Annotated in this window: 17 protein-coding genes; 10 read left to right on the top strand and 7 right to left on the bottom strand. The window is 72.8% G+C overall.

Annotation, left to right across the window (positions count from 1 at the left end; all coding sequences use genetic code 11):
• Positions 1-27: 27 nt before the first annotated feature.
• From ABL310_RS10365 to ABL310_RS10345, 5 genes are all read right to left on the bottom strand, one after another.
• A complete protein-coding gene (locus ABL310_RS10365) occupies positions 28-867 on the bottom strand; it encodes a YhjD/YihY/BrkB family envelope integrity protein (RefSeq protein WP_349371598.1) in 840 nt (279 codons plus the stop codon).
• Complete coding sequence (locus ABL310_RS10360; RefSeq protein ID WP_349371597.1) at positions 864-2,105, bottom strand: CCA tRNA nucleotidyltransferase; 1,242 nt, start codon at positions 2,103-2,105, stop codon at positions 864-866. The genes ABL310_RS10365 and ABL310_RS10360 overlap by 4 nt, the downstream gene beginning before the upstream one ends.
• On the bottom strand, positions 2,102-2,359 hold the full coding sequence (locus tag ABL310_RS10355) for a DUF6111 family protein (RefSeq protein ID WP_349371596.1): 258 nt from the start codon (positions 2,357-2,359) through the stop codon (positions 2,102-2,104). The genes ABL310_RS10360 and ABL310_RS10355 overlap by 4 nt, the downstream gene beginning before the upstream one ends.
• Positions 2,356-2,994, bottom strand: coding sequence for a CoA pyrophosphatase (locus tag ABL310_RS10350; RefSeq protein WP_349371595.1), 639 nt, complete (start codon positions 2,992-2,994; stop codon positions 2,356-2,358). Before ABL310_RS10350 ends, ABL310_RS10355 begins: the two co-directional genes overlap by 4 nt.
• 237 nt (positions 2,995-3,231) lie before the next feature.
• Positions 3,232-3,846 (bottom strand): DUF1285 domain-containing protein, encoded by a 615-nt coding sequence (locus ABL310_RS10345; RefSeq protein WP_349371594.1) that lies wholly within the window; start codon positions 3,844-3,846, stop codon positions 3,232-3,234.
• Positions 3,847-4,113: 267 nt separating this feature from the next.
• On the opposite strand from ABL310_RS10345, the gene ABL310_RS10340 reads away from it, so the two are divergent.
• The 7 genes from ABL310_RS10340 (at position 4,114) to ABL310_RS10310 (ending at position 13,215) form a co-directional block, all read left to right on the top strand.
• The gene (locus ABL310_RS10340) at positions 4,114-5,127 is read left to right on the top strand and encodes a MoxR family ATPase (protein ID WP_349371593.1); all 1,014 of its coding nucleotides are present in this window, start codon (positions 4,114-4,116) and stop codon (positions 5,125-5,127) included.
• Positions 5,128-5,137: 10 nt separating this feature from the next.
• Entirely contained in the window at positions 5,138-6,070 is a 933-nt protein-coding gene (locus tag ABL310_RS10335; protein ID WP_349371592.1) for a DUF58 domain-containing protein, read from the top strand.
• Between the two features lie 2 nt (positions 6,071-6,072).
• The gene (locus ABL310_RS10330; protein WP_349371591.1) at positions 6,073-8,877 is read left to right on the top strand and encodes a DUF4159 domain-containing protein; all 2,805 of its coding nucleotides are present in this window, start codon (positions 6,073-6,075) and stop codon (positions 8,875-8,877) included.
• A 13-nt stretch (positions 8,878-8,890) separates the two neighbouring features.
• Complete coding sequence (locus ABL310_RS10325) at positions 8,891-10,966, top strand: hypothetical protein (RefSeq protein ID WP_349371590.1); 2,076 nt, start codon at positions 8,891-8,893, stop codon at positions 10,964-10,966.
• Positions 10,967-11,053: 87 nt separating this feature from the next.
• Complete coding sequence (locus ABL310_RS10320) at positions 11,054-12,277, top strand: hypothetical protein (RefSeq protein WP_349371589.1); 1,224 nt, start codon at positions 11,054-11,056, stop codon at positions 12,275-12,277.
• A gap of 161 nt (positions 12,278-12,438) precedes the next feature.
• The gene (locus ABL310_RS10315; RefSeq protein WP_349371588.1) at positions 12,439-12,762 is read left to right on the top strand and encodes a DUF805 domain-containing protein; all 324 of its coding nucleotides are present in this window, start codon (positions 12,439-12,441) and stop codon (positions 12,760-12,762) included.
• A 198-nt stretch (positions 12,763-12,960) separates the two neighbouring features.
• A complete protein-coding gene (locus ABL310_RS10310) occupies positions 12,961-13,215 on the top strand; it encodes a YjhX family toxin (protein ID WP_349371587.1) in 255 nt (84 codons plus the stop codon).
• Positions 13,216-13,269: 54 nt separating this feature from the next.
• Here the strand turns inward: ABL310_RS10310 and hemH are convergent, their stop codons facing one another.
• Positions 13,270-14,376: a ferrochelatase gene (hemH, locus tag ABL310_RS10305; RefSeq protein WP_349371586.1), complete on the bottom strand. Its 1,107-nt coding sequence runs from the start codon at positions 14,374-14,376 to the stop codon at positions 13,270-13,272.
• Positions 14,377-14,588: 212 nt separating this feature from the next.
• Here hemH and ABL310_RS10300 point away from each other — a divergent pair, with 212 nt between their 5' ends.
• Positions 14,589-16,109, top strand: coding sequence for a bifunctional UDP-sugar hydrolase/5'-nucleotidase (locus ABL310_RS10300; protein WP_349371585.1), 1,521 nt, complete (start codon positions 14,589-14,591; stop codon positions 16,107-16,109).
• Between the two features lie 10 nt (positions 16,110-16,119).
• Positions 16,120-16,833, top strand: a complete 714-nt coding sequence (gene ung, locus ABL310_RS10295) for a uracil-DNA glycosylase (RefSeq protein WP_349371584.1) — start codon at positions 16,120-16,122, stop codon at positions 16,831-16,833.
• 50 nt (positions 16,834-16,883) lie between these two features.
• Here ung and ABL310_RS10290 read toward each other — a convergent pair whose 3' ends face one another.
• The gene (locus ABL310_RS10290) at positions 16,884-18,692 is read right to left on the bottom strand and encodes a sodium:proton antiporter (protein ID WP_349371583.1); all 1,809 of its coding nucleotides are present in this window, start codon (positions 18,690-18,692) and stop codon (positions 16,884-16,886) included.
• Between the two features lie 135 nt (positions 18,693-18,827).
• On the opposite strand from ABL310_RS10290, the gene ABL310_RS10285 reads away from it, so the two are divergent.
• Positions 18,828-19,223 carry a VOC family protein gene (locus ABL310_RS10285; RefSeq protein ID WP_349371582.1) on the top strand — a complete coding sequence of 132 codons (396 nt, stop codon included), beginning with the start codon at positions 18,828-18,830 and terminating at the stop codon, positions 19,221-19,223.
• The last annotated feature ends 22 nt before the right edge of the window (positions 19,224-19,245 follow it).

Genomic DNA, 19,245 nt, shown 5'->3' with positions numbered 1-19,245 from the left:
GTTAACGACCCGGTTAAGGACGTGGCGTCAGCTCTCGGCGAGCAGCGTCGCGTTCAGCGCCGCGCCGTAGAGGAGCGCGGCGGCGCCGACGAAGAAGAACAGCAGCGTCGCGAAGGCGGCCGCGAAGGGGCCGTAGAGCGTCTGCGGCGGAGCGACGTGGGTCTGGTAGAGGGCGAGCAGGTTGACGCTCGCGATCCAGGCGACGACCGAGACCGCGATCCCCGGCGCCGCGGCGCGCGCCGACAGCCGGCCCCGCGCGAGCCGCGTATGGGCGACGAGGAGGCTCGCCGTGACGAGGAGGAGGCCGCCGAGCGTCTGGGCGGCGAAGAGCAGCGGCCCCGCGCCGGGCGGCGGCGTCGCGGGCTCGACCGCCGGCGCGGTCGGCGGCAGATCGACCATCGCGGCGACGAGCAGCGCGGCCCCGAAGGCCGCCGCGGCTGCGACGCCGGCATAGCCGAAGGCGCGAAACCGCTGGCGCAGCGCGTCTTTCGCTGGCGCGTGCGAGGGCGCGTAGAAGCGCTCGAGCCCGCGCCGCAGCACGTCGAGGGCGTTGCCGGCGAGGACGAGGAAGGCGAGCGCCATCAGGGGAAGCGCCGCGACGGAGAGGTCCTCCGAGGCCTGCTCGATCGCCTGCGCGACGGGCCGCGCGATCAGCTTCGGCCACAGCGCGAAGACGCCGCGCTCGGCGGCGTAGAGCACGTCCGGCTCCTCCAGCCAGCGGGCGGCCAGCGCGATCGTGACGAAGAGCGGCAGCACGGCGAAGGTGGCGCTCATGGCGAGGAGCGCGGCATAGGCGGCGCCGTCCCGCGCGCCGAACAGGGCCGCGGCGCGCCCGAGCGGGGCGAGGCGGGCGCGACGAGCGGTCATCCGCCGCCCGCCTCCAGGGTCGCGACCTCCAGGAGCGCGGCGCGGGCCTCCTTGCCCATGGGGCAGCCCCGGGCGAGCCACGAGGCCCGCGCCCGCGCCATGGCGGCGCTGACCGCCGGGCCCTTCGGCACGCCGGCGGCGATCAGGTCGGAGCCGCGCAGCGGCAGGGTCGGCACGCGCCCGGGCTCGGCCTCGTAGGGCGCGAGCGCATCGAGCGCGTCGGGCGCGATCACGGGGCGCGGCTCGCCGGCTAGAGCCGCGAGGGCGTCGCCGACGGCGGCGGGGGGATGGTCGGCGACGAGGCGGCGGATCTCCACCGGGTCGACGGGCGCGGCCGCGTCGTGCAGGCGCTCGATCAGGCGCGCATAGGCGTCGAGGCGCTTGCGCTCGGCGTTCGAGAGCCGCAGCGTCTCACCGATGCGCTCGGCGTCGTCGCGCGAGAAGACCGCCAGCGCGCCGAGGCGGCCGATGGCGTCGCGCTCCGCCGCCGCCGCGCGGGCGAGGCGGGCCGTGTCGCCGATGCCCCCGACGAGGCGCCCGAGGACGCCCGCCTGCGACAGGGTCGCGACCACCTCCGCCGCGCGCCGCGCCGTGAGGAGGCGCAGGAGCTCCGCGCGCACCCGCTCGCGCGAGAGGATGGCGAGGCCCTCGCGCTCGACGATGGCGGCGTGGAAGCCCTCCGCGTCGAGATCGCCGCGGGCGAAATCCGCCGAGAAGCGGAAGAAGCGCAGGATCCGCAGGTAGTCCTCGCGGATGCGCTGGCGCGCGTCGCCGATGAAGCGCACGCGCCCGGCGGCGAGGTCGGCGACGCCGCCCGCATAGTCGTGGAGCTTGCCGCCGGCGTCGAGCGAGAGCGCGTTGATGGTGAAGTCGCGCCGCAGGGCGTCCGCCGCGAAGTCGCGCCCGAAGCGCACGACCGCGTGGCGCCCGAAGGTCTCGACGTCCTCGCGCAGCGTCGTCACCTCGTAGGGCTCGCCCTTGACGACGACGGTGAGCGTGCCGTGGGCGAGGCCCGTCGGCACGACCTTGAAGCCCGCCGCCTCGGCGCGGGCGCGGGTCACGTCGGGGGGCGCGGTCGTGGTGAGGTCGACCTCGTGGACATGGCGCCCGACGAGGGCGTTGCGCACCGCCCCGCCGACGATGCGGGTCTCCTCCCCGTCCCCGTCGAGGACGCCCAGCAGCAGCGAGAGCCGCGCGTCCTCCAGCAGCGCCAGCATCCGCCCGTGGTCGAGGCTCATTCGAAGCTGCCCGGATTGATCACCCCGTCCTCGTAGGACGGCGGCGTGTAGACCCCCGTCGAGCGCGGCGCGACGACGCCGGTATAGATCAGCGCGCCCACCACCATGAGCAGGCCGATGATGGCCAGCGGCGGGATCGACTTCTCCCAATGCTCGAAGGCCAGCGGGTTGCGCTGGCGCAGCAGCAGGTAGACGAAAAAGATCGCGAAAGGCACGAAGAAGAACAGCGCCTGCCCCAGAAGCCCGCGGGTCATCGATCCTCCATCCTTTCGGGCGTCGCACCCCGCACCCGCTCCACGAAATGGCGCAGGATGCCGGCCGTCACACCCCAGACGTACCGACTTTCGTGAGGAAGAGCATAATACCGGCGCAGCCGGCCGTTCCAGTTGCGCACGTGCAGCTCGAACCGATCGTCGTCGCAGACGACGGCGAGCGGGATCTCGAAGGCCTCCTCCACCTCGGCCGGGTTGAGGCGCAGGCGCAAGCCCTCCCCGACGAGCCCGACCGCGGGCGTGACCAGGTAGCCCGAGGTGGAGAGATAGGTGTCCGAATAGCCGAGCGGCTCGACGAGGCGCTCGTCGAGCCCGATCTCCTCGCGCGCCTCGCGGAGCGCCGCCGCCAGCGGCGAGGCGTCGGCGGCGTCGATGCGACCACCGGGGAACGAGATCTGGCCGGAATGGGCGCGCAGCGCCCCCGAGCGGCGGGTGAACAGCAGGGTCGGCCCGTCCGGGCGGCGGATGACGGGAATCAGCACCGCCGCGCGCTTGGGATCCGCCTCGCGCGGCGCGTCGGCGTTGAGGTCGTGGTCGCCCCGGGCCTCCAGCACGTGCCCGATCGGCTCCGGCCCCAGGGCCGCGCGGGCGCGGGCGAGGAACTCGGCTTCGGTCATGGGGCGCTCGCGATGGATGGGGGCGGGACCCTGTCATCCCCGGCCGGAGCGCGCTTGCGCGCGGAGGGGAAGGGGACCCAGCAGATATGTGGCGCCGAAGGCGCTCGATGCGGCGGCGACCAGCCGCCTGGACGGCGGCATGCAGCGCGCCTTCGGCGCACATTCTCGCGCTGGGTCCCCTTCCCCTGCGCCGGCTTCGCCGGCTCCGGCCGGGGATGACAGCCCGTGCGCACGCGGCTAGCCCACATCCGCCGCGTCCATCATCTCGAAGAACGCGCCGCCGGCGGCGACGCCCCAGGCCTCGCGGCCGTCGATGCGGCGCAGCTCCGCCATCTCGGCGAGGTCGTAGGCGAGGGCGCGGGTGACGAGCGCCCAGAGCTCGCCGCGCACCTTGACGTAGGGCTTCACGCCATCGTGATCGTCGCGGGCGAAGACCAGCGGATGCTCCGGCCCCACGGTGACGACGTCGTCGACATTGGTGCGCAAGGCGAGCCGGCGACCCTCCCCCTCGCCCTCGACCGCCATCTCGACGGCGAGGAACGGCGCGTCCTCGACCGCGATGCCGACGCGCTCGACGGGGGTGACGAGCACGAAGCGCTCCGGATCCTTGCGCAGCACGGACGCGAAGAGCTTGACCAGCGCCGGCCTGCCGATGGGCGTGCCCTGGTAGAACCAGGTGCCGTCGGCGGCGATGCGCATGTCGATCTCGCCGCAATAGGGCGGGTTCCAGCGCTCCACGGGCGGGACGCCGCGCCCGCCCTTCGCGGCCGCGATCAGCCGCGAGAGCGCATCCCCACCCTCGGCCTCGCCGCGCGCCGTCCCGATCTCGTGATCCGCCGTTCGATCGACCATTCCGTCTCCTCGGGCTCGCATTCGTCCCGTCGCGCGCCACATCACTCCAGTCCTACACATGGGCCGGCGACGCGCGTTTGTCGACGACCCGGGCGGGACCCGCGGGCTCCCGTGGAACGTTCGTAGAAGTCCGGCCTGCGGCGGCGCGCCTCGCTTGCCACGACGCCGCCGTCGGCTCCAGACTTGCATCCCGGGGCACGGCCGGGACCGGACCCGGCGTCGCCGGGTCCCGCGCGCAGTCGGCGCATGAACACGGAAGGTGGCCGCATGTCTCAGTCATCCGCACCCTCGACGACCGTTCTGGACGAGGCCATCGCCGCGAACGCCGAGCGCACGCTCGAGACGATCGGCCGGGCGCGGGAGGCGATCCATTCGGTCATCTTCGGGCAGGAGAAGGTCGTCGATCTCGCGCTGATCACGATTCTCGCCGGCGGCCACGGCCTCCTCGTCGGCGTCCCCGGTCTCGCCAAGACGAAGCTCGTCGAGACGCTGGGCACCGTGCTCGGCCTCGACGCGCGGCGCGTGCAGTTCACGCCCGACCTGATGCCCTCCGACATCCTGGGCTCGGAGATCCTGGAGGAGACGGCCGACCGGCGCCGGCATTTCCGCTTCATCAAGGGGCCGATCTTCGCGCAGCTGCTGATGGCGGACGAGATCAACCGCGCGAGCCCGCGCACCCAGTCGGCGCTGCTGCAGGCCATGCAGGAGCACCACGTCTCGGTGGGCGGCGAGCGGCACGACCTGCCGCGGCCCTTCCACGTGCTCGCGACCCAGAACCCGATCGAGCAGGAGGGGACCTATCCCCTGCCCGAGGCGCAGCTCGACCGCTTCCTGCTCGAGATCGACGTCGGCTATCCCGACCGCGTCGCCGAGCGGCGCATCCTCATCGAGACCACCGGCGCGGAGGAGGCCCGGGCCGCCGCGGTGATGACCTCCGAGGACTTGATGAACGCCCAGCGCCTCGCCCGGCGGCTGCCCGTGGGCGAGAGCATCGTCGAGGCGATTCTCGACCTCGTGCGTTCGGCCCGCCCCGGCGAGGGCGACGCCTCGGTGACGGACAAGCTGCTCTGGGGGCCGGGCCCGCGCGCCTCGCAGGCCCTGATGTTCGCCGTGCGCGCCCGGGCGCTGATCGAGGGGCGGCTGTCGCCGTCCGTCGAGGACGTGGCGGCGCTCGCCGAGTCGGTGCTCAAGCACCGCATGGCGCTGACCTTCGCCGCGCGCGCCGACGGCGAGACCATCCCGCGGCTCGTCCAGCGCCTGTCGGCGCGGATCGCCGGCTGAGGAGCGGCGCATGGCGCGGGTGCGGGTGCACGAGCCGGAAATCCGGACGCCGGGGCGGACCGTCAGCGACGCGGCGCTCGACCTCGCGCACCGCCTGCCGCGGCTCGTGCTCGAGGCGCGGCGCGTCTCGGCGACCCTCGCCCACGGCATCCACGGCCGCCGCCGCGCCGGGCCGGGCGAGAGCTTCTGGCAGTTCCGGCCCTTCTCCCCCGGCGAGCCGGCGAGCCGCGTCGACTGGCGCCGCTCGGCCCGCGACGATCGGCTCTACGTGCGCGAGCGGGAATGGGAGGCGGCGCATTCCGTCTTCGCCTGGATCGACCGCTCCGCCTCGATGGCCTACTCGTCCGACCTCGCGCAGTGCCCGAAGATCGAGCGCGCCCTCGTGCTCGGCTTCGCGCTGGCGGACGCCTTCGTCGAGGCCGGCGAGCGGGTCGGGCTGATGGGGCTCCTGCCGCCGCGCGCCTCGCGGCGCATCGTCGAGACCTTCGCGGAGGCGATCGCGGCGGACCGGGCGGGGATGGAGGCCGACCTGCCTCCCGAGACGCCGCTGCGCGCGCAGGACGAGGCGCTCCTCGTCTCCGACTTCCTCACGCCGATCGAGACGCTCGCGCCGCGGATCGAGAGCCTGTCCTCGCGCGGCGCGCGCGGGCACCTCCTGATGATCGCGGACCCGGTGGAGGAGACCTTCCCCTTCGCGGGCCAGGCCGTGCTCGAGGACGTCGAGGGCGGCGGGCGGCTGCGCGTCGGCGACGCCGCCGCCTGGGGCGCGGGCTACCGGGCCCGGCTCGACGCGCATCGCGGCGCGCTCGCCGATCTCGCCCGCCGGCGGGGCTGGACGCTGACGCTGCACCGGACCGACCGGCCCGCGAGCGAGGCGGCCTTGCGCGTCCTCACCCTCGTCGGCGCGGCCCGCGCGGGGATCGCGACAGCGGGAGCGGCCTGACGATGAGCTTCGCCTTTCCCCTCGTCCTCACCGCGCTGATCGCGCTCCCCGCCATTTGGCTGCTCCTGCGGGTGACGCCGCCGCAGCCGCGGCTGATCGCGTTCCCGCCGCTGAGGATCATCCGCGACCTCCTGCCCGAGCGCGAGACGCCGGCGCGGACGCCGTGGTGGCTGCTCGCGCTGCGCCTTCTCGTCGCCGCCTTCCTGATCCTCGCCGCGGCCGGGCCGATCCTGAACCCGCCGCCGGCGCTCGAGGGCGATCCCGACGCGCCGGTGCTCCTCGTCGTCGACAACGGCGCGCTCGCGGCCGGAGACTGGCGCCGGCGGGCGGAGGTGCTCATCGAGCAGGGCGAGGCGCTCGCCCGCGAGGGCCGCTCCATCGGCGTCGTCGCGACGGCGGAGGAGACGCCGACGATCCCGCTCCTCGCGCCGGCCGCCGCGCTGGAGCGCCTGCGCGCCATCCGCCCCGCCCCGCATCTCCCGGCGCGCGACGGCGCCCTGCCCGCCGTCGAGGCCTTCCTCGCCGAGCATCCGGACGCGCAGGTCGTGTGGATCTCCGACGGCGTCGCCGGCCCGGGCGAGGAGGGCTTCCCCGCCGATCTCGCGGCGATCGTCGGCGAACGCCCGGTCGTCGTCTTCGCCGAGACCCGCGCCCCGGCGCGGGCGATCGCCGGCACCGAGAACGCCGCCGCCGGCCTCTCCGCCACGATCGTGCGCGCCGAGCCGAACGGCCGCGACGCGGGCGTGCTGCGCGCGGTGGATCTGCGCGGGCTGCCCGTCGGCGAGACGCCCTTCGCCTTCGATCCCGGCGCGACGCAGACGAGCGCGCGCTTCGACCTGCCGATCGAGCTGAGGAACGCCATCGCCCGCGTCGAGATCTCCGGCGAGGGCTCGGCGGCGGCGGTGTCCCTCATCGACGAGCGCTCGCAGCGCCGGCGCGTCGGCATCGTCTCCGGCGCGAGCCTCGACCAGGCGCAGCCGCTGCTCGCGCCGACCTTCTACATCGAGCGCGCGCTCGCCCCCTATGCCGAGATGCGCGAGGCCCGCGGCAGCGCGTCGGAGGGCGTCGAGCGCATGCTGGACGAGCAGGTCTCGGTGCTGGTCCTCGCCGATGTCGGCTCGCTGGAGCCGGAGGTCGCGGCGCGGGTCGAGGACTTCGTGGCGGATGGCGGGCTCGTCCTGCGATTCGCCGGCCCGCGGCTCTCCGCGGGATCGGACGATCTGGTGCCGGTGCGGCTGCGCCGGGGCGGGCGCACGCTCGGTGGCGCGCTCTCCTGGGACACGCCGCGCACGCTCGCGCCCTTCACCCGCGAGAGCCCGTTCCAGGGCCTCGCCGTGCCCGAGGATCTCGGCGTGCGCCGGCAGATCCTGGCCGAGCCCGACGCGACCCTGCCCGAGCGCACCTGGGCCTCGCTCGAGGACGGCACGCCCATCGTCACCGCCGAGCGGCGGGGCGACGGGCTTCTCGTCCTCTTCCACGTCACCGCCGACGCCACCTGGTCGAACCTGCCGCTGACGGGGCTCTTCGTCGACATGCTCCGGCGGACCATCGCCTTCGCCTCGGCGCCCGCCGCCGCGCAGGCCGACGCGGACGAGGCCGGCGGCCAGCCGGTCGCCCCGCGCCAGACGCTCGACGGCTTCGGCGCCTTCGTCTCGCCGCCGCCCAACGCCATGCCGGTGACCCGCGGCTTCACGGGCCGGGCGCAGGCCGAGCACCCGCCGGGCTTCTACGGGCCGGTCGACGCCTCGCTCGCCGTCAACGCGCTCGCGCCCGGGGACAGGATCGCGCCGCTCGACCTCGCGCCGCTGGACGTGCGCGGCGCGGCGCTGGAGCCGGCGGAGACCGTGGACCTGCGCGCGCCGCTGCTCACCGCCGCGCTTCTCCTGCTCATGCTCGACACGCTCGCCGCGCTCTGGCTCGGCGGCCATCTCGGCCGGCTGTTCGCGCGCTTCCGCCGGGCCGGCGCTACGGCGGCCATCGCGCTCGCGGCGTTCGGGATCGCGGGCGCCCCGGATCTCGCCCGCGCGCAGGGCGGGTCCGACGAGCTGCCGCCCCTGTCGCGGGAGATCCTGGAGGGCGCCTTCGAGACCCGCCTCGCCTACGTGATCACCGGGGACGAGGCGGTGGACCGCGTCTCCCGCGCCGGGCTCGAAGGGCTCACCCGGGTTCTGGCCGCGCGCACGGCGCTTGAGCCGGGCGACCCCGTCGGCGTCGACCTCGAGCGCGACGAGCTCGCCTTCTTCCCCCTGCTCTACTGGCCGATCACGCCCGACCGGCCCCTGCCCTCTCTGGAGGCGATCCGCGCGCTCGACGCCTTCATGAAGAACGGCGGAACCGTGATCTTCGACACGCGCGACGCGCTGACCGCCCGCTCGTCGGGCCCGACGACGCCGGAGACCGCCTATCTGCGGCGGATGCTGGCGACCCTCGACATCCCGCCGCTGGAGCCGCTGCCGGCGGACCACGTCATCACCAAGACCTTCTACATCCTGCGCGAATTGCCCGGCCGCTACGACCGGTCGGACACGTGGGTCGAGGCCATGCCCGAGCCGACCCCCGAGGGCGAGATCCGCCCGGCCCGCTCCGGCGACGGCGTCTCGCCGCTGATCATCACCGGCAACGATCTCGCCGGCGCCTGGGCCGTGGGGGATCGCGGCGATGCCCTGTTCCCGGTGACCGGGACCGACCCGCGCCAGCGCGAGATGGCCTATCGCGCGGGGGTCAACATCGTGATGTACACGCTTACCGGCAACTACAAGGCCGACCAGGTCCACGTGCCGGCGCTGCTCGAGCGGCTCGGAAACTGAGAGGCGCATCCCCTTGCTGACGCTGTCCTTCTCGCCCCTCGTCCCCGAGCCCGTCCTGTGGGGGCTCGCCGCCCTCGCGGCGCTCTTCGCGCTCTTGGCGCTCGTCGCCCGCGGCGCGCCGGCGGCGCTGCGGGCGCTCGCCCTCGCGGTGCTGGTCCTGGCGCTCGCGAACCCCGCCCTCGTCGAGGAGGAGCGCGAGCCGGTGGACGACGTCGTCGCCGTGGTGATCGACCGATCGGGCTCGCAGGCGCTCGGCGAGCGCGCCGCGATGACGGAGACCGTCCGCGCCGAGCTCGACCGGCGTCTCTCCGCCATGCAGAACGTCAGCCCACGCTTCATCACGGTGGAGGACGGCGCGGGCGACGACGGCACGCTCCTGTTCCAGGCGCTGGCCAACGGCCTCGCCGACGTGCCGCCGGACCGGATCGCGGGCGTGATCGTGGTCACCGACGGCGTCGTCCACGACGTGCCCGAGACTGCGGGCCAGCTCGGCTTCCGCGCGCCGCTGCACGCCCTCGTCACCGGCCGCGAGAGCGAGAGCGACCGGCAGATCAAGCTCGTGCGCGCCCCGCGCTTCGGCATCGTCGGCAAGGAGCAGACGATCGAGGCGATGGTGGAGGAGCGGAACGGCACCGGCGCCGCGACCGTCACCGTGCGCCGGGACGGCGAGGTGCTCGCCCGCCGCTCGGTGCTGACGGGCCGGCCCTTCGACGTGCCCGTGCGCATCGATCGCGGCGGGGCCAACGTCGTCGAGATCGAGGTCGAGCCGCTCGACGAGGAGCTCACCCGCGCCAACAACCGCGCCGTCGTCGAGATCGAGGGGATCCGGGAGAACCTGCGGGTGCTGCTCGTCTCGGGCGAGCCGCACGCGGGCGAGCGCGCCTGGCGCAACCTGCTGAAGTCCGACGCCAACGTGGATCTCGTCCACTTCACCATCCTGCGCCCGCCGCACAAGCAGGACGGCACGCCGATCGACGAGCTCTCGCTGATCGCCTTCCCGACCCGGGAGCTGTTCCAGGAGAAGATCGACGAGTTCGACCTGATCATCTTCGACCGCTACGCCAACCAGTCGATCCTGCCCTCGATCTATTTCGACAACATCGTGCGCTACGTCGAGGAGGGCGGTGCGGTGCTCTTCGCCGCCGGGCCGGAATTCGCCTCCGTCGCCTCGCTGGCGCGCACCCGGCTCTCCCCGATCATCCCCGGACGGCCGACCGGGGAAATTCTGGAGGAGCCCTACAAGGCGCGGATCACGGCGGTCGGCGGGCGCCACCCGGTCACCCGCGGGCTCGAGGGCTCGGACGTCTCGCCGCCGGCCTGGGGCGAGTGGCTGCGCCTCCTCGACGCCGACGTGCGCACGGGCGCCACCGTGATGTCGGGCGCCGACGACAAGCCGCTCCTCGTGCTGGAGCGCTTCGAGGAGGGCCGCGTCGCGCTCCTCCTCTCCGACCACGCCTGGCTCTGGGCGCGGGGCTTCCGCGAGGGCGGGCCCTATCTCGACCTCCTGCGTCGCACCGCCCATTGGCTGATGAAGGAGCCGGCGCTCGAGGAGGAGGCCCTGCGCGCCGAGGCGAACGGCCGCTCCATCACCGTCACGCGGCAATCGATGGGCGAGCGACCCGGGCCCGTGACCCTCACCGCGCCCTCGGGCGAGCAGGTGCGCGTGCCGCTGGAGGAGCGCGAGCCCGGCCTGTTCGAGGCGCGGGTGACGCGGGCGGAGCTCGGGCTGCACGAATTGCGCGCCGACGGCCTCGTCGCCTTCGTCAGCGTCGGGCCGGCCAACCCCCGCGAGATGCGCGACGTGTTCTCGACGACGGAACGGCTCGCGCCGATCGCAGAGGCGACCGGCGGCTCGGTGCGCCGGGTGGCGGAAGGCGCGAGTTCCGTCGACGTGCCGCGGGTCCAGACCGTGCGCTCGGACACCCGCATGTCCGGCGCCGACTGGATCGGAATCCGCCCGAGCGAATCGGCCATCGTGCGGGGCGTGTCGGTGACGCCGCTGGCGCTGGGCTTCCTCGGCCTCGCGCTCCTGCTCGGCGCGGCGCTCGCGGGATGGCTGGCGGAGGGCGCGCGCAAGCGGGGAGCGTGAGGCGCGGCGCCCTCCCCCCGTGATTCCCCGGATCGACTGGAGCATATTCGCATATTAGAAACTCCTCAGAAACAGAGGAGACCTTCGATGCGACCCGTCTCGAACCTTCGCGAGCGCTACAGCCCGCTCTACTTCCTCGCCGCCCTCGGCGCGGGCGGCCTCGCGGTCAGCTTCTTCATGTACCTGATGTGGATGACGCCGCACGACGGCTCGCCCATCCCGACCTTCGCGAGCCTCGCGGCCGCCTTCCCCGCGGCCTCGCTGCCGATGCAGGCGCTCATCGCCGTCTCGGTGGCCGCGATCGCCGTCTTCGCGGCGCTGCACGTCTGGCTGCTCGTCTGGAACATCCGCGAATACAACGCCTTCAAGCGGACCCCCGCCTACGCCACGCTGCGCGCGGGCAACGGCGAGAGCCAGCTGATGGCCTATCCGCTGGCGCTGGCCATGGCGGTGAACGTCGGCTTCATCGTCGGCGCCGTGTTCGTGCCGGGCCTCTGGTCGGTGCGCGAGATCCTGTTCCCGATGGCGCTCCTCGCCTTCGGCGCGATCGGCGTCTTCGCCTTCCGGATCTATCTCGACTTCCTCGGCCGCGTGCTGACCGAAGGGGGCTACGACTGCGCCAAGTCGAACTCGCTGGGCCAGATGCTCTCCGTCTTCGCCTTCGCCATGGTCGGCGTCGGCTTCTCGGCGACCGCCGCCATGAGCCACGTCCCCGCCGTCTTGGCGATCGGCTTCGTCGGCGCGACCTTCTTCACCGTTGCGGCGGTGGTTCTGGGCCTCGTCAAGCTCGTGCTCGGCTTCCGCTCGATGATGGAGAACCGCGCCGCCGGCGAGACCACGCCGACGCTCTGGATCGTGGTGCCGCTCGTCACGGTCATCGGCATCGCGCTCTACCGGATGAAGATGGCGCTCGCCCACAATTTCGGGGTCGAGGTCGCCGCCGGCGAGGTCTTCGCCCTGCTCTCGACACTGTTCGCCATCCAGATCCTGTTCGGCCTCATCGGCTGGGCGGTGATGAAGCGGGTCGGCTATTTCGGCCGCTGGGTCGTCGGCCCCGAGAAGTCGCCCGGATCGTTCGCGCTCGTCTGCCCCGGCGTCGGCCTGTTCGTGATGGGCAACTTCCTGATCAACCCGGGCCTCGTCGGCATCGGCCTCGTCGAGCCGCTCTCGCTGGGCTACGCGATGCTCTACCTCCCGCTCGTGGCCGTCCAGCTCGCGACCGTGTGGCTGTTCGTCAAGCTCACGGGCAAGCTGATCCTCGCGGCGCCGACCCCGGCGCGCGGCGCGGACGCGCTCACCGCGGCCGAATGATCCCGGTCCGCGCCCGCGCGGAGCACGCCCCGGACCGCAGCCGCGGCCCGGGGCGTTTTTCCGCGACCGAACGAAACCGGCCCGCCCCGCGTTGAGCGACGGCGAAGCTTCGAGACGACGAGTGGAGGAGAGCCGTGGGTCAGCAGCTCGATTGGAGATGGATGTTCACGACGCCCGAGGGCCGGATCGAGCGCGGGCGCTGGTGGATCGGCGTCGCCGTCCTGTTCGTGGCCTGGCTGATCGCGCGCATCCTGTTCGGGACCGACGGGCTCCTCGCGCTGGTCGTCGGCATCGTGATCTTTCTCGCCGGCCTGATGCTGCACATCAAGCGCTGCCACGACCGGGACAAGTCCGGCTGGTGGTGCCTCCTGCTGCTGATCCCCGTCGTCGGCTTCCTCTGGGCGCTGATCGACCTCGGCATCCTGGAAGGCACGCCGGGCGAAAACCGCTACGGGCCGGACCCGCTGGCGCGGGAGAAGGTCTGAGGCGGGTTGACCGCCGACACGCTCGGGGTGTAATCCGACCGTGTTCGCTCATGGAGCCTTGATGTCAGAGCTTGTCGCCGTGCGCTGATCGGGCCGCCGCCGTCGCGGCCCCTCGGCACGCCCGCCTGTCGAACCGGACGAGGCCATGCCCTCCGGCGACGCGGGCGCACGTCCACGCGACGAGAGCTCACGACATCCATGAACGTATCCAAGACCGAGCAGCGCGTGCTTCACGCGCTCGCGCAGGGCGGCTTCATCCGCCATATCCGTAGCGGCAGCCGCATCGTCGGCGCCGATTGCTTCAACCGGGAAGGCCACCGCCTCGCAGGCTTCACCCTCGACCTGTTCGAGCGGCTGCGCCGGCGCGGGCTCATCGCCTCGCGCGGGGGCCGACCCTATCGCATCTCGCAGCGAGGGCTCGGCGCCGTGCGCGCCCAGCTCGACAATCGCTGAGACGGGAGGCGCCCGCCGCGCGACGCGGCGGGCGCGCTCACCACCGGCGATGCCTCACAGCCAGCCCTGCAGCTCGCGGGCGACGACATGGTTGATCACGCGCATGCCCTCCTCCGAATCGTTGAGGCAGGGCAGGTAGGCGAACTTCTCGCCGCCATTGTGCTCGAAGATCTCGCGGTTCTCGCCGTCGAGCTCCTCCAGCGTCTCCAGGCAGTCCGCCGAGAAGCCCGGCGCGACGATGGCCATGGACTTCACGCCGCCCTTGGCGAGGCTCTCCACCGTCTCGTCGGTGTAGGGCTGGAGCCACTCGTCGGGCCCGAAGCGGGACTGGAAGGTGAGCTTCCAGCGCTCCTCCGGCCAGCCGAGCGTCTCGCGCAGGAGCCGCGAGGTCTTGGCGCAATGGCAATGGTAGGGGTCGCCCTGGAGCAGGTACTTGCGCGGCACGCCGTGGAAGGAGGCGAGAATCACCTCCGGCTCGAAGTCGAGGGCGGCGAGGGACTTGCGCATCGAATCGGCGAGCGCGTCGATGTAGACCGGGTCGTCGTGATAGGGCGGCGCGACGCGCACGCTCGGCTGCCAGCGCATGCCCATCAGCGCCTCGAACGCCTTGTCGCAGGCGGTCGCCGAGGTCGCGGCGGAATATTGCGGGTACATCGGCACCAGCAGGATGCGGTCGCAGCCCTGGGAGAGCAGGTTCTCGAGGGCGGGCTTCACCGCCGGCTTGCCGTAGCGCATCGCCCAGTCGACCACGACGCGGTCGCCGGCGACGTCCTTCAGGTAGGCCTGCGCCTGCTCCGCCTGCGAGCGGGTGATGGTCTTGAGCGGCCCCTCGTTCGCGTCCTTGTTCCAGATCAGGTCGTAGTCGCGGCCCTTCTTCTTCGGGCGCGTCTGGAGGATGATCAGGTTGAGGATCGGCCACCACAGCCAGCGCGGGGTCTCGATCACGCGCTTGTCGGAGAGAAACTCCTTCAGGTAGGCGCGCATCGGCCAGTAGCTCGTCGCCTCGGGCGTGCCGAGATTCATGATCAGCACGCCGAGCCGGCCGGCCTTCACCTGCGGATGGTCGCTGGGGAGGCGTACGGCGCGGAACGCGGCCTCGCGCGCGTCCTGCGGCTGACGGGTTCCAAGGTCGAGCATGGCGGGCTGGACGATCTTGTTCATCGAGCGGGGATCCTCGGATCACTTCTGGTCGGCGCCGGCGCGACGACAGGCACGCGCGCACGCCGCGCCCGTCGAGCCCCCTACATAGAGACCCGGCGGCGCATCTCCAACGCATACGCACATTTTAGGAAAGGAGATGGCTGCGCGACAAGACAAAGCGTCCATCGGGCGCTATTGTCGCGCCCGTGCTGCTTTCACAGGGGCAATCCGACATGTTCAAAGCTACCATGCGCGGCCTCCTCGCCGGCGCCGCGGTCCTCGCCACGTTCGGCGCCGCGACGGCCCAGGAAGAGACCAACGTCACGATCAGCTTCGTCTCGGTCAACGACATCGACCGCATGGGCGAGAGCCGCGACGGCCGCGGCGGCGTCGCCCGGCTCGCGGCGGTGCTCGAAGGCGAGCGGGCGGAGAACCCCAACACCTTCCTGATCCATGCCGGCGACACGATCTCGCCCTGCCTGCTCTGCGGCTTCGACGCCGGCGCGCACATGATCGCGCTGTTCAACGAGCTGGAGCCTGCGGTCTTCGTGCCCGGGAACCACGAGTTCGACTTCGGGCCAGAGGTCTATCTCGAGCGCGCCGCCGAGGCGACCTTCCCGATCCTCGCCGCCAACCTGCGCGGGGCCGACGGCCAGCCGCTGCCGGGCCACGAGGACACGCGTCTCGTCGAGGTCGAGGGCGTCACGGTCGGCTTCCTCGGCCTCGTCACCGCCACGACCGTCCAGGTCTCGAGCCCGGGCGATCTCCTGTTCGCCGACGAGCTCGGGACGGCCGCCGCGCAGGCCGCCGCCCTGCGCGATGCCGGCGCCGACATCGTCGTCGCGGTGGCGCATTCCGGACGCGACGTCGACTTCGCGATGTACGACGGGCGCGTCGCGGACGTCGTCCTCACGGGCCACGATCACGACCTGCGCGTCGTCTACAACGGGCGCACGGCGATGGTGGAGAGCTCCTCCCAGGCCGATTACGTCGTCGTCACGCATCTCGACGTCACCGTCGAGGTGGATGGTGACGAGCGCGACGTCTCCTGGCGCCCGCGCTTCGAGATCGTCGACACGGCGACCGTCGAGCCGAACGCCGAGATCGCCGGCCTCGTCGCCGGCTACGAGGCCGAGCTGTCCGAGGCGCTGGACGTCGAGATCGGCGCGACGCAGGTGCCGCTCGATTCCCGCCGCGCCAGCGTGCGCTCGATGGAGACCACGATCGGCAACGTGATCACCGACGCCATGCGCACCGCCACCGGCGCCGACGTCGCGCTGACCAACGGCGGGGGCATCCGCGCCGACCGGACCTACGACGCCGGCACGACGCTCACCCGCCGCGACGTGTTCTCCGAGCTGCCCTTCGGCAACGGAACCGTCCTCGTGACGCTCTCGGGCGCCGACCTGCTCGCAGCGCTCGAGTACGGCTATTCCCGCCTGCCGGAGGCCTCCGGCGCCTTCCCGCAGATCTCGGGGATGACGGTCGTGCTCGACATCACGCAGCCGGCGGGCGCGCGCGTCGTCGCCGCCACGGTCGGCGACGCGCCGCTCGATCCGCTCGCGACCTACCGCGTCGCCACGAACGATTTCCTGCTGCGCGGCGGCGACGGCTACGGCATGCTCGGCAACGGCGAGACGCTGGTCGACGCCGCGGCCGCCCAGCTGATGGCGAGCCAGGTGATCGACTACATCGTGGCGAACGGCGGCATCGGCACCGACGTGATCGGCGACCGGATCGTCGTCCGGCAGTGACGCCCGCCCGATGACGGGACCGATGACAGGGGCGCTCGCGGACTTCCGCGGGCGCCATGAAAGCGCAGCCCACAATTCGGGCTGGACCACCCTGCCCTTCTTCCGCGACGGCGGGGCGGAGCGCGTGGCGCAGGCCGTCGACGCGCGGCTCGCCGAGGGCGCGCGCCTCGTGCCGCCGCCGGAGCAGGTCTTCGCGGCGCTGACGCTGACCCCGCTCGAGCGGGTGCGGGTCGTCGTGCTCGGACAGGACCCCTACCCCACCGTTGGGGACGCCCACGGGCTCGCCTTCTCCTATGTCGGGGCGCGCCGCCTTCCCCCGTCGCTCAAGACCATCCTCGCCGAGTGCGCCCAGAACGGCGCGCGGGTCGCGCCGGGGCGCGGCGATCTCTCGGGCTGGGCGCGCCAGGGCGTGCTCCTCCTCAACACCGCGCTGACCGCCGAGGCGGGAAAAGCCGGCGCGCATCTCAAGCTCGGCTGGGCGCGGCTCGTCGACGACGCGGTGGCCGCGGTCTCGGCAACGCGCCCGCACGTGGTCTTCCTGCTCTGGGGCGAGAAGGCGCGCGCCCGGGCGAGCCTCGTCGACCGCGACAAGCACCTCGTGCTCGAGGCCGGACACCCCTCGCCGCTCAACCGCCACCGGGACTTCCTCGGCTGCGGCCATTTCGCCAAGGCGAACGCCTGGCTGGAAGGCCACGGGCTCGGCGGGATCGACTGGAGCGTCTAGAGGAGCATCATCTCGTCCACCAACCGGATTCCACTTGGTGGGATGATGCTCTAGCTCTTCTCGTCGGCGTTCCGCACGCCGCGGGCGCGGACCTGGTCGGCCGGGAGCAGCGCGATCGCCGTGCCGCGCTCGAGCCCCGAATGGTCGATTTCCTCCCGGCTCTCGAAGACGACGCGGCCCTCGCGCAGGAAGACGAGCCCCGCCCCGTCCTCATGGTCGGCGAGCGCCTCGTCGGCGGGGACCGGCGCGAAGCGCCAGCCCTCGGCGTGGCGGCGCTCGTACTCCGCGAACGGCATGCGCCCGAACAGCTTGCCGCGCCAGTCCCGGTCGAGCTCCTCCTCGAGGTCGAGATCGCCGGCGGCGGGAAGCTGGAACACGCGCTCGCGGCCGAGCTCGGGACCGAGCCGGGCACAGACGAGGGCGTTGTAGACGTCGTCCTTCGTGGCGACGAGGGCGTAGTCGAGCGGGCTCTCGGAGAGCCGCTCCTCGGCCTCCTCCGAGAGAATCTGCGTCTGGATCGCCGCGACGCCGGCCGCCCGCGCGCGGCGGGTCGCGCTCGCATAGGTGTCGATGAGCACGACCTTGACGCCCGTCTGCTTCAACGCCTGCGAGAGGTCCACCGCCCAGGGCGAGGCGCCGATGATGGCGACCGCCGGCTCCTCGCCCGCGGAGAGGCCGAGCGTCCGCGCGAGCGGGCGCAGGGCGAAGCCGTGGATGACGACGGTGGTCGCGATCACAGCGAAGACGACCGGCTCGATGAGCGCCGCCGAGCCCTCCCCGCCCTCGGCGAGCCGATGCCCGGCGAGGCCGGCGACCGCGGCGGCGACGATGCCGCGCGGGGCGATCGCGCCGGTGAGGACCCGCTCGCGCCAGTCGAGATCGCTGCCGATGGTGGCGAGCGCGATGGCGAGGGGGCGCACCAGCAGGAGCATGGCGAGCGTCAGCGCCGCGATGGGCCAGGACAGGGCGGCGAAGATCGCCGGGTCGAGATCGGCGACCAGCACGATGAACAGCGTCGAGACGATGAGGACGACGAGGCCCTCCTTGAAGCGCTTGAGCTCGGAGAGGCCGGGGACCTCGATGTTGGCGAGCGTGATGCCGAAGACGGTGGCGGCGACGAGCCCCGCCTCGCTGATCGCGAGGTTGGCGAGCGCGTAGACGCTCAGCGCCAGCGCGAGCAGCATCGGCGTCTTGAGGATCTCGGGCGTGAGGTCGGCGACGAAGAGGCGGCGCACCAGGAAGGCCGCGCCGACCCCGAGCGCGACGGCGAGCGTCAGCCCGAGGCCGAAGCGCAGGCCGACCTCGACCAGCGCCTCGTCGTCGCCGACGCGCAGCAGGATCAGCAGCTCGAGCACCGCGGCGGCGAGGATCGCGCCGACGGGATCGTTGAGGATCGCCTCCCATTTGAGGAAGGAGGCCGAGCGGCGCTCGAGCCGGGCCTGGCGCAGCAACGGCAGGATCACGGTGGGCCCGGTGACGACCATGATGGCGCCGAACAGGATCGCCGTGCCCCAGTCGAAGCCGCCGATATAGGCGGCGGCGAGCGCGCCGAGGAGCCAGTTCAGCGGCAGCGCCACGACGGTCAGGCGCACCACGCCCTCGCCGGCCGCGCGCAGCTCCTTGAAATTGAGCGCGAGCCCGCCCTCGAAGACGATCAGCGCCACCGCGAGGCCGATGAAGGCGTGCAGGTTCTCGCCGAGCGCCTCGCTCGGATCGATCAGTCCGATGCCCGGCCCGACCGCGAGCCCGGCCGCGAACAGGATGACGATCGCCGGCAGCGCGAAGCGGAAGGCGATCCATTGCGCCGCCACCCCGCCGGCCACCAGAACGACCACGGCGAGCGCGACGTCCTCTTCCATGCTGCGCGAATGCCTCCCGAGCCGGTTGCGCGTGGATGCTGGAACGCGCGGGGCGCGATGTCGGTTCGCATGGACGCTCGCGGCCGATCGCCCTAGCCTGCCGCCGATTCTCGACACCGAAACGGAGCGAACCCTATGGCGAAGGCGATCCACACCATGATCCGCGTGCTCGACGAGGCGCGCTCTGTCGACTTCTACACCCGGGCCTTCGGGCTCGAGGTGGCGGACCGCTTCCCCTTCGACGACTTCACGCTGATCTACCTGCGCAATGCGGAGGCCGACTTCGAGGTCGAGCTGACCGTCAATCACGGCCGCACCGAGCCCTACCAGCTCGGCGACGGCTACGGCCACGTCGCCTTCGCGGTGGACGATCTCGACGCCGAGCACGCCCGCTTCGAGGCGCTCGGCCTTTCGCCGCGCAAGATCGTCGCGTTCGAGCGCGACGGCGCCCTGATGGCGCGCTTCTTCTTCGTGGAGGACCCGGACGGCTACAAGATCGAGGTTCTCCAGAAGCACGGCCGCTATCGCTGAGGCCTGCGCGATCGGCCCCTTG

Origin of the sequence: Salinarimonas sp. (assembly GCF_040111675.1) — a bacterium.
Taxonomy (GTDB): Bacteria; Pseudomonadota; Alphaproteobacteria; order Rhizobiales; family Beijerinckiaceae; genus Salinarimonas.
This window is presented reverse-complemented; position numbering and strand designations above follow the sequence as displayed.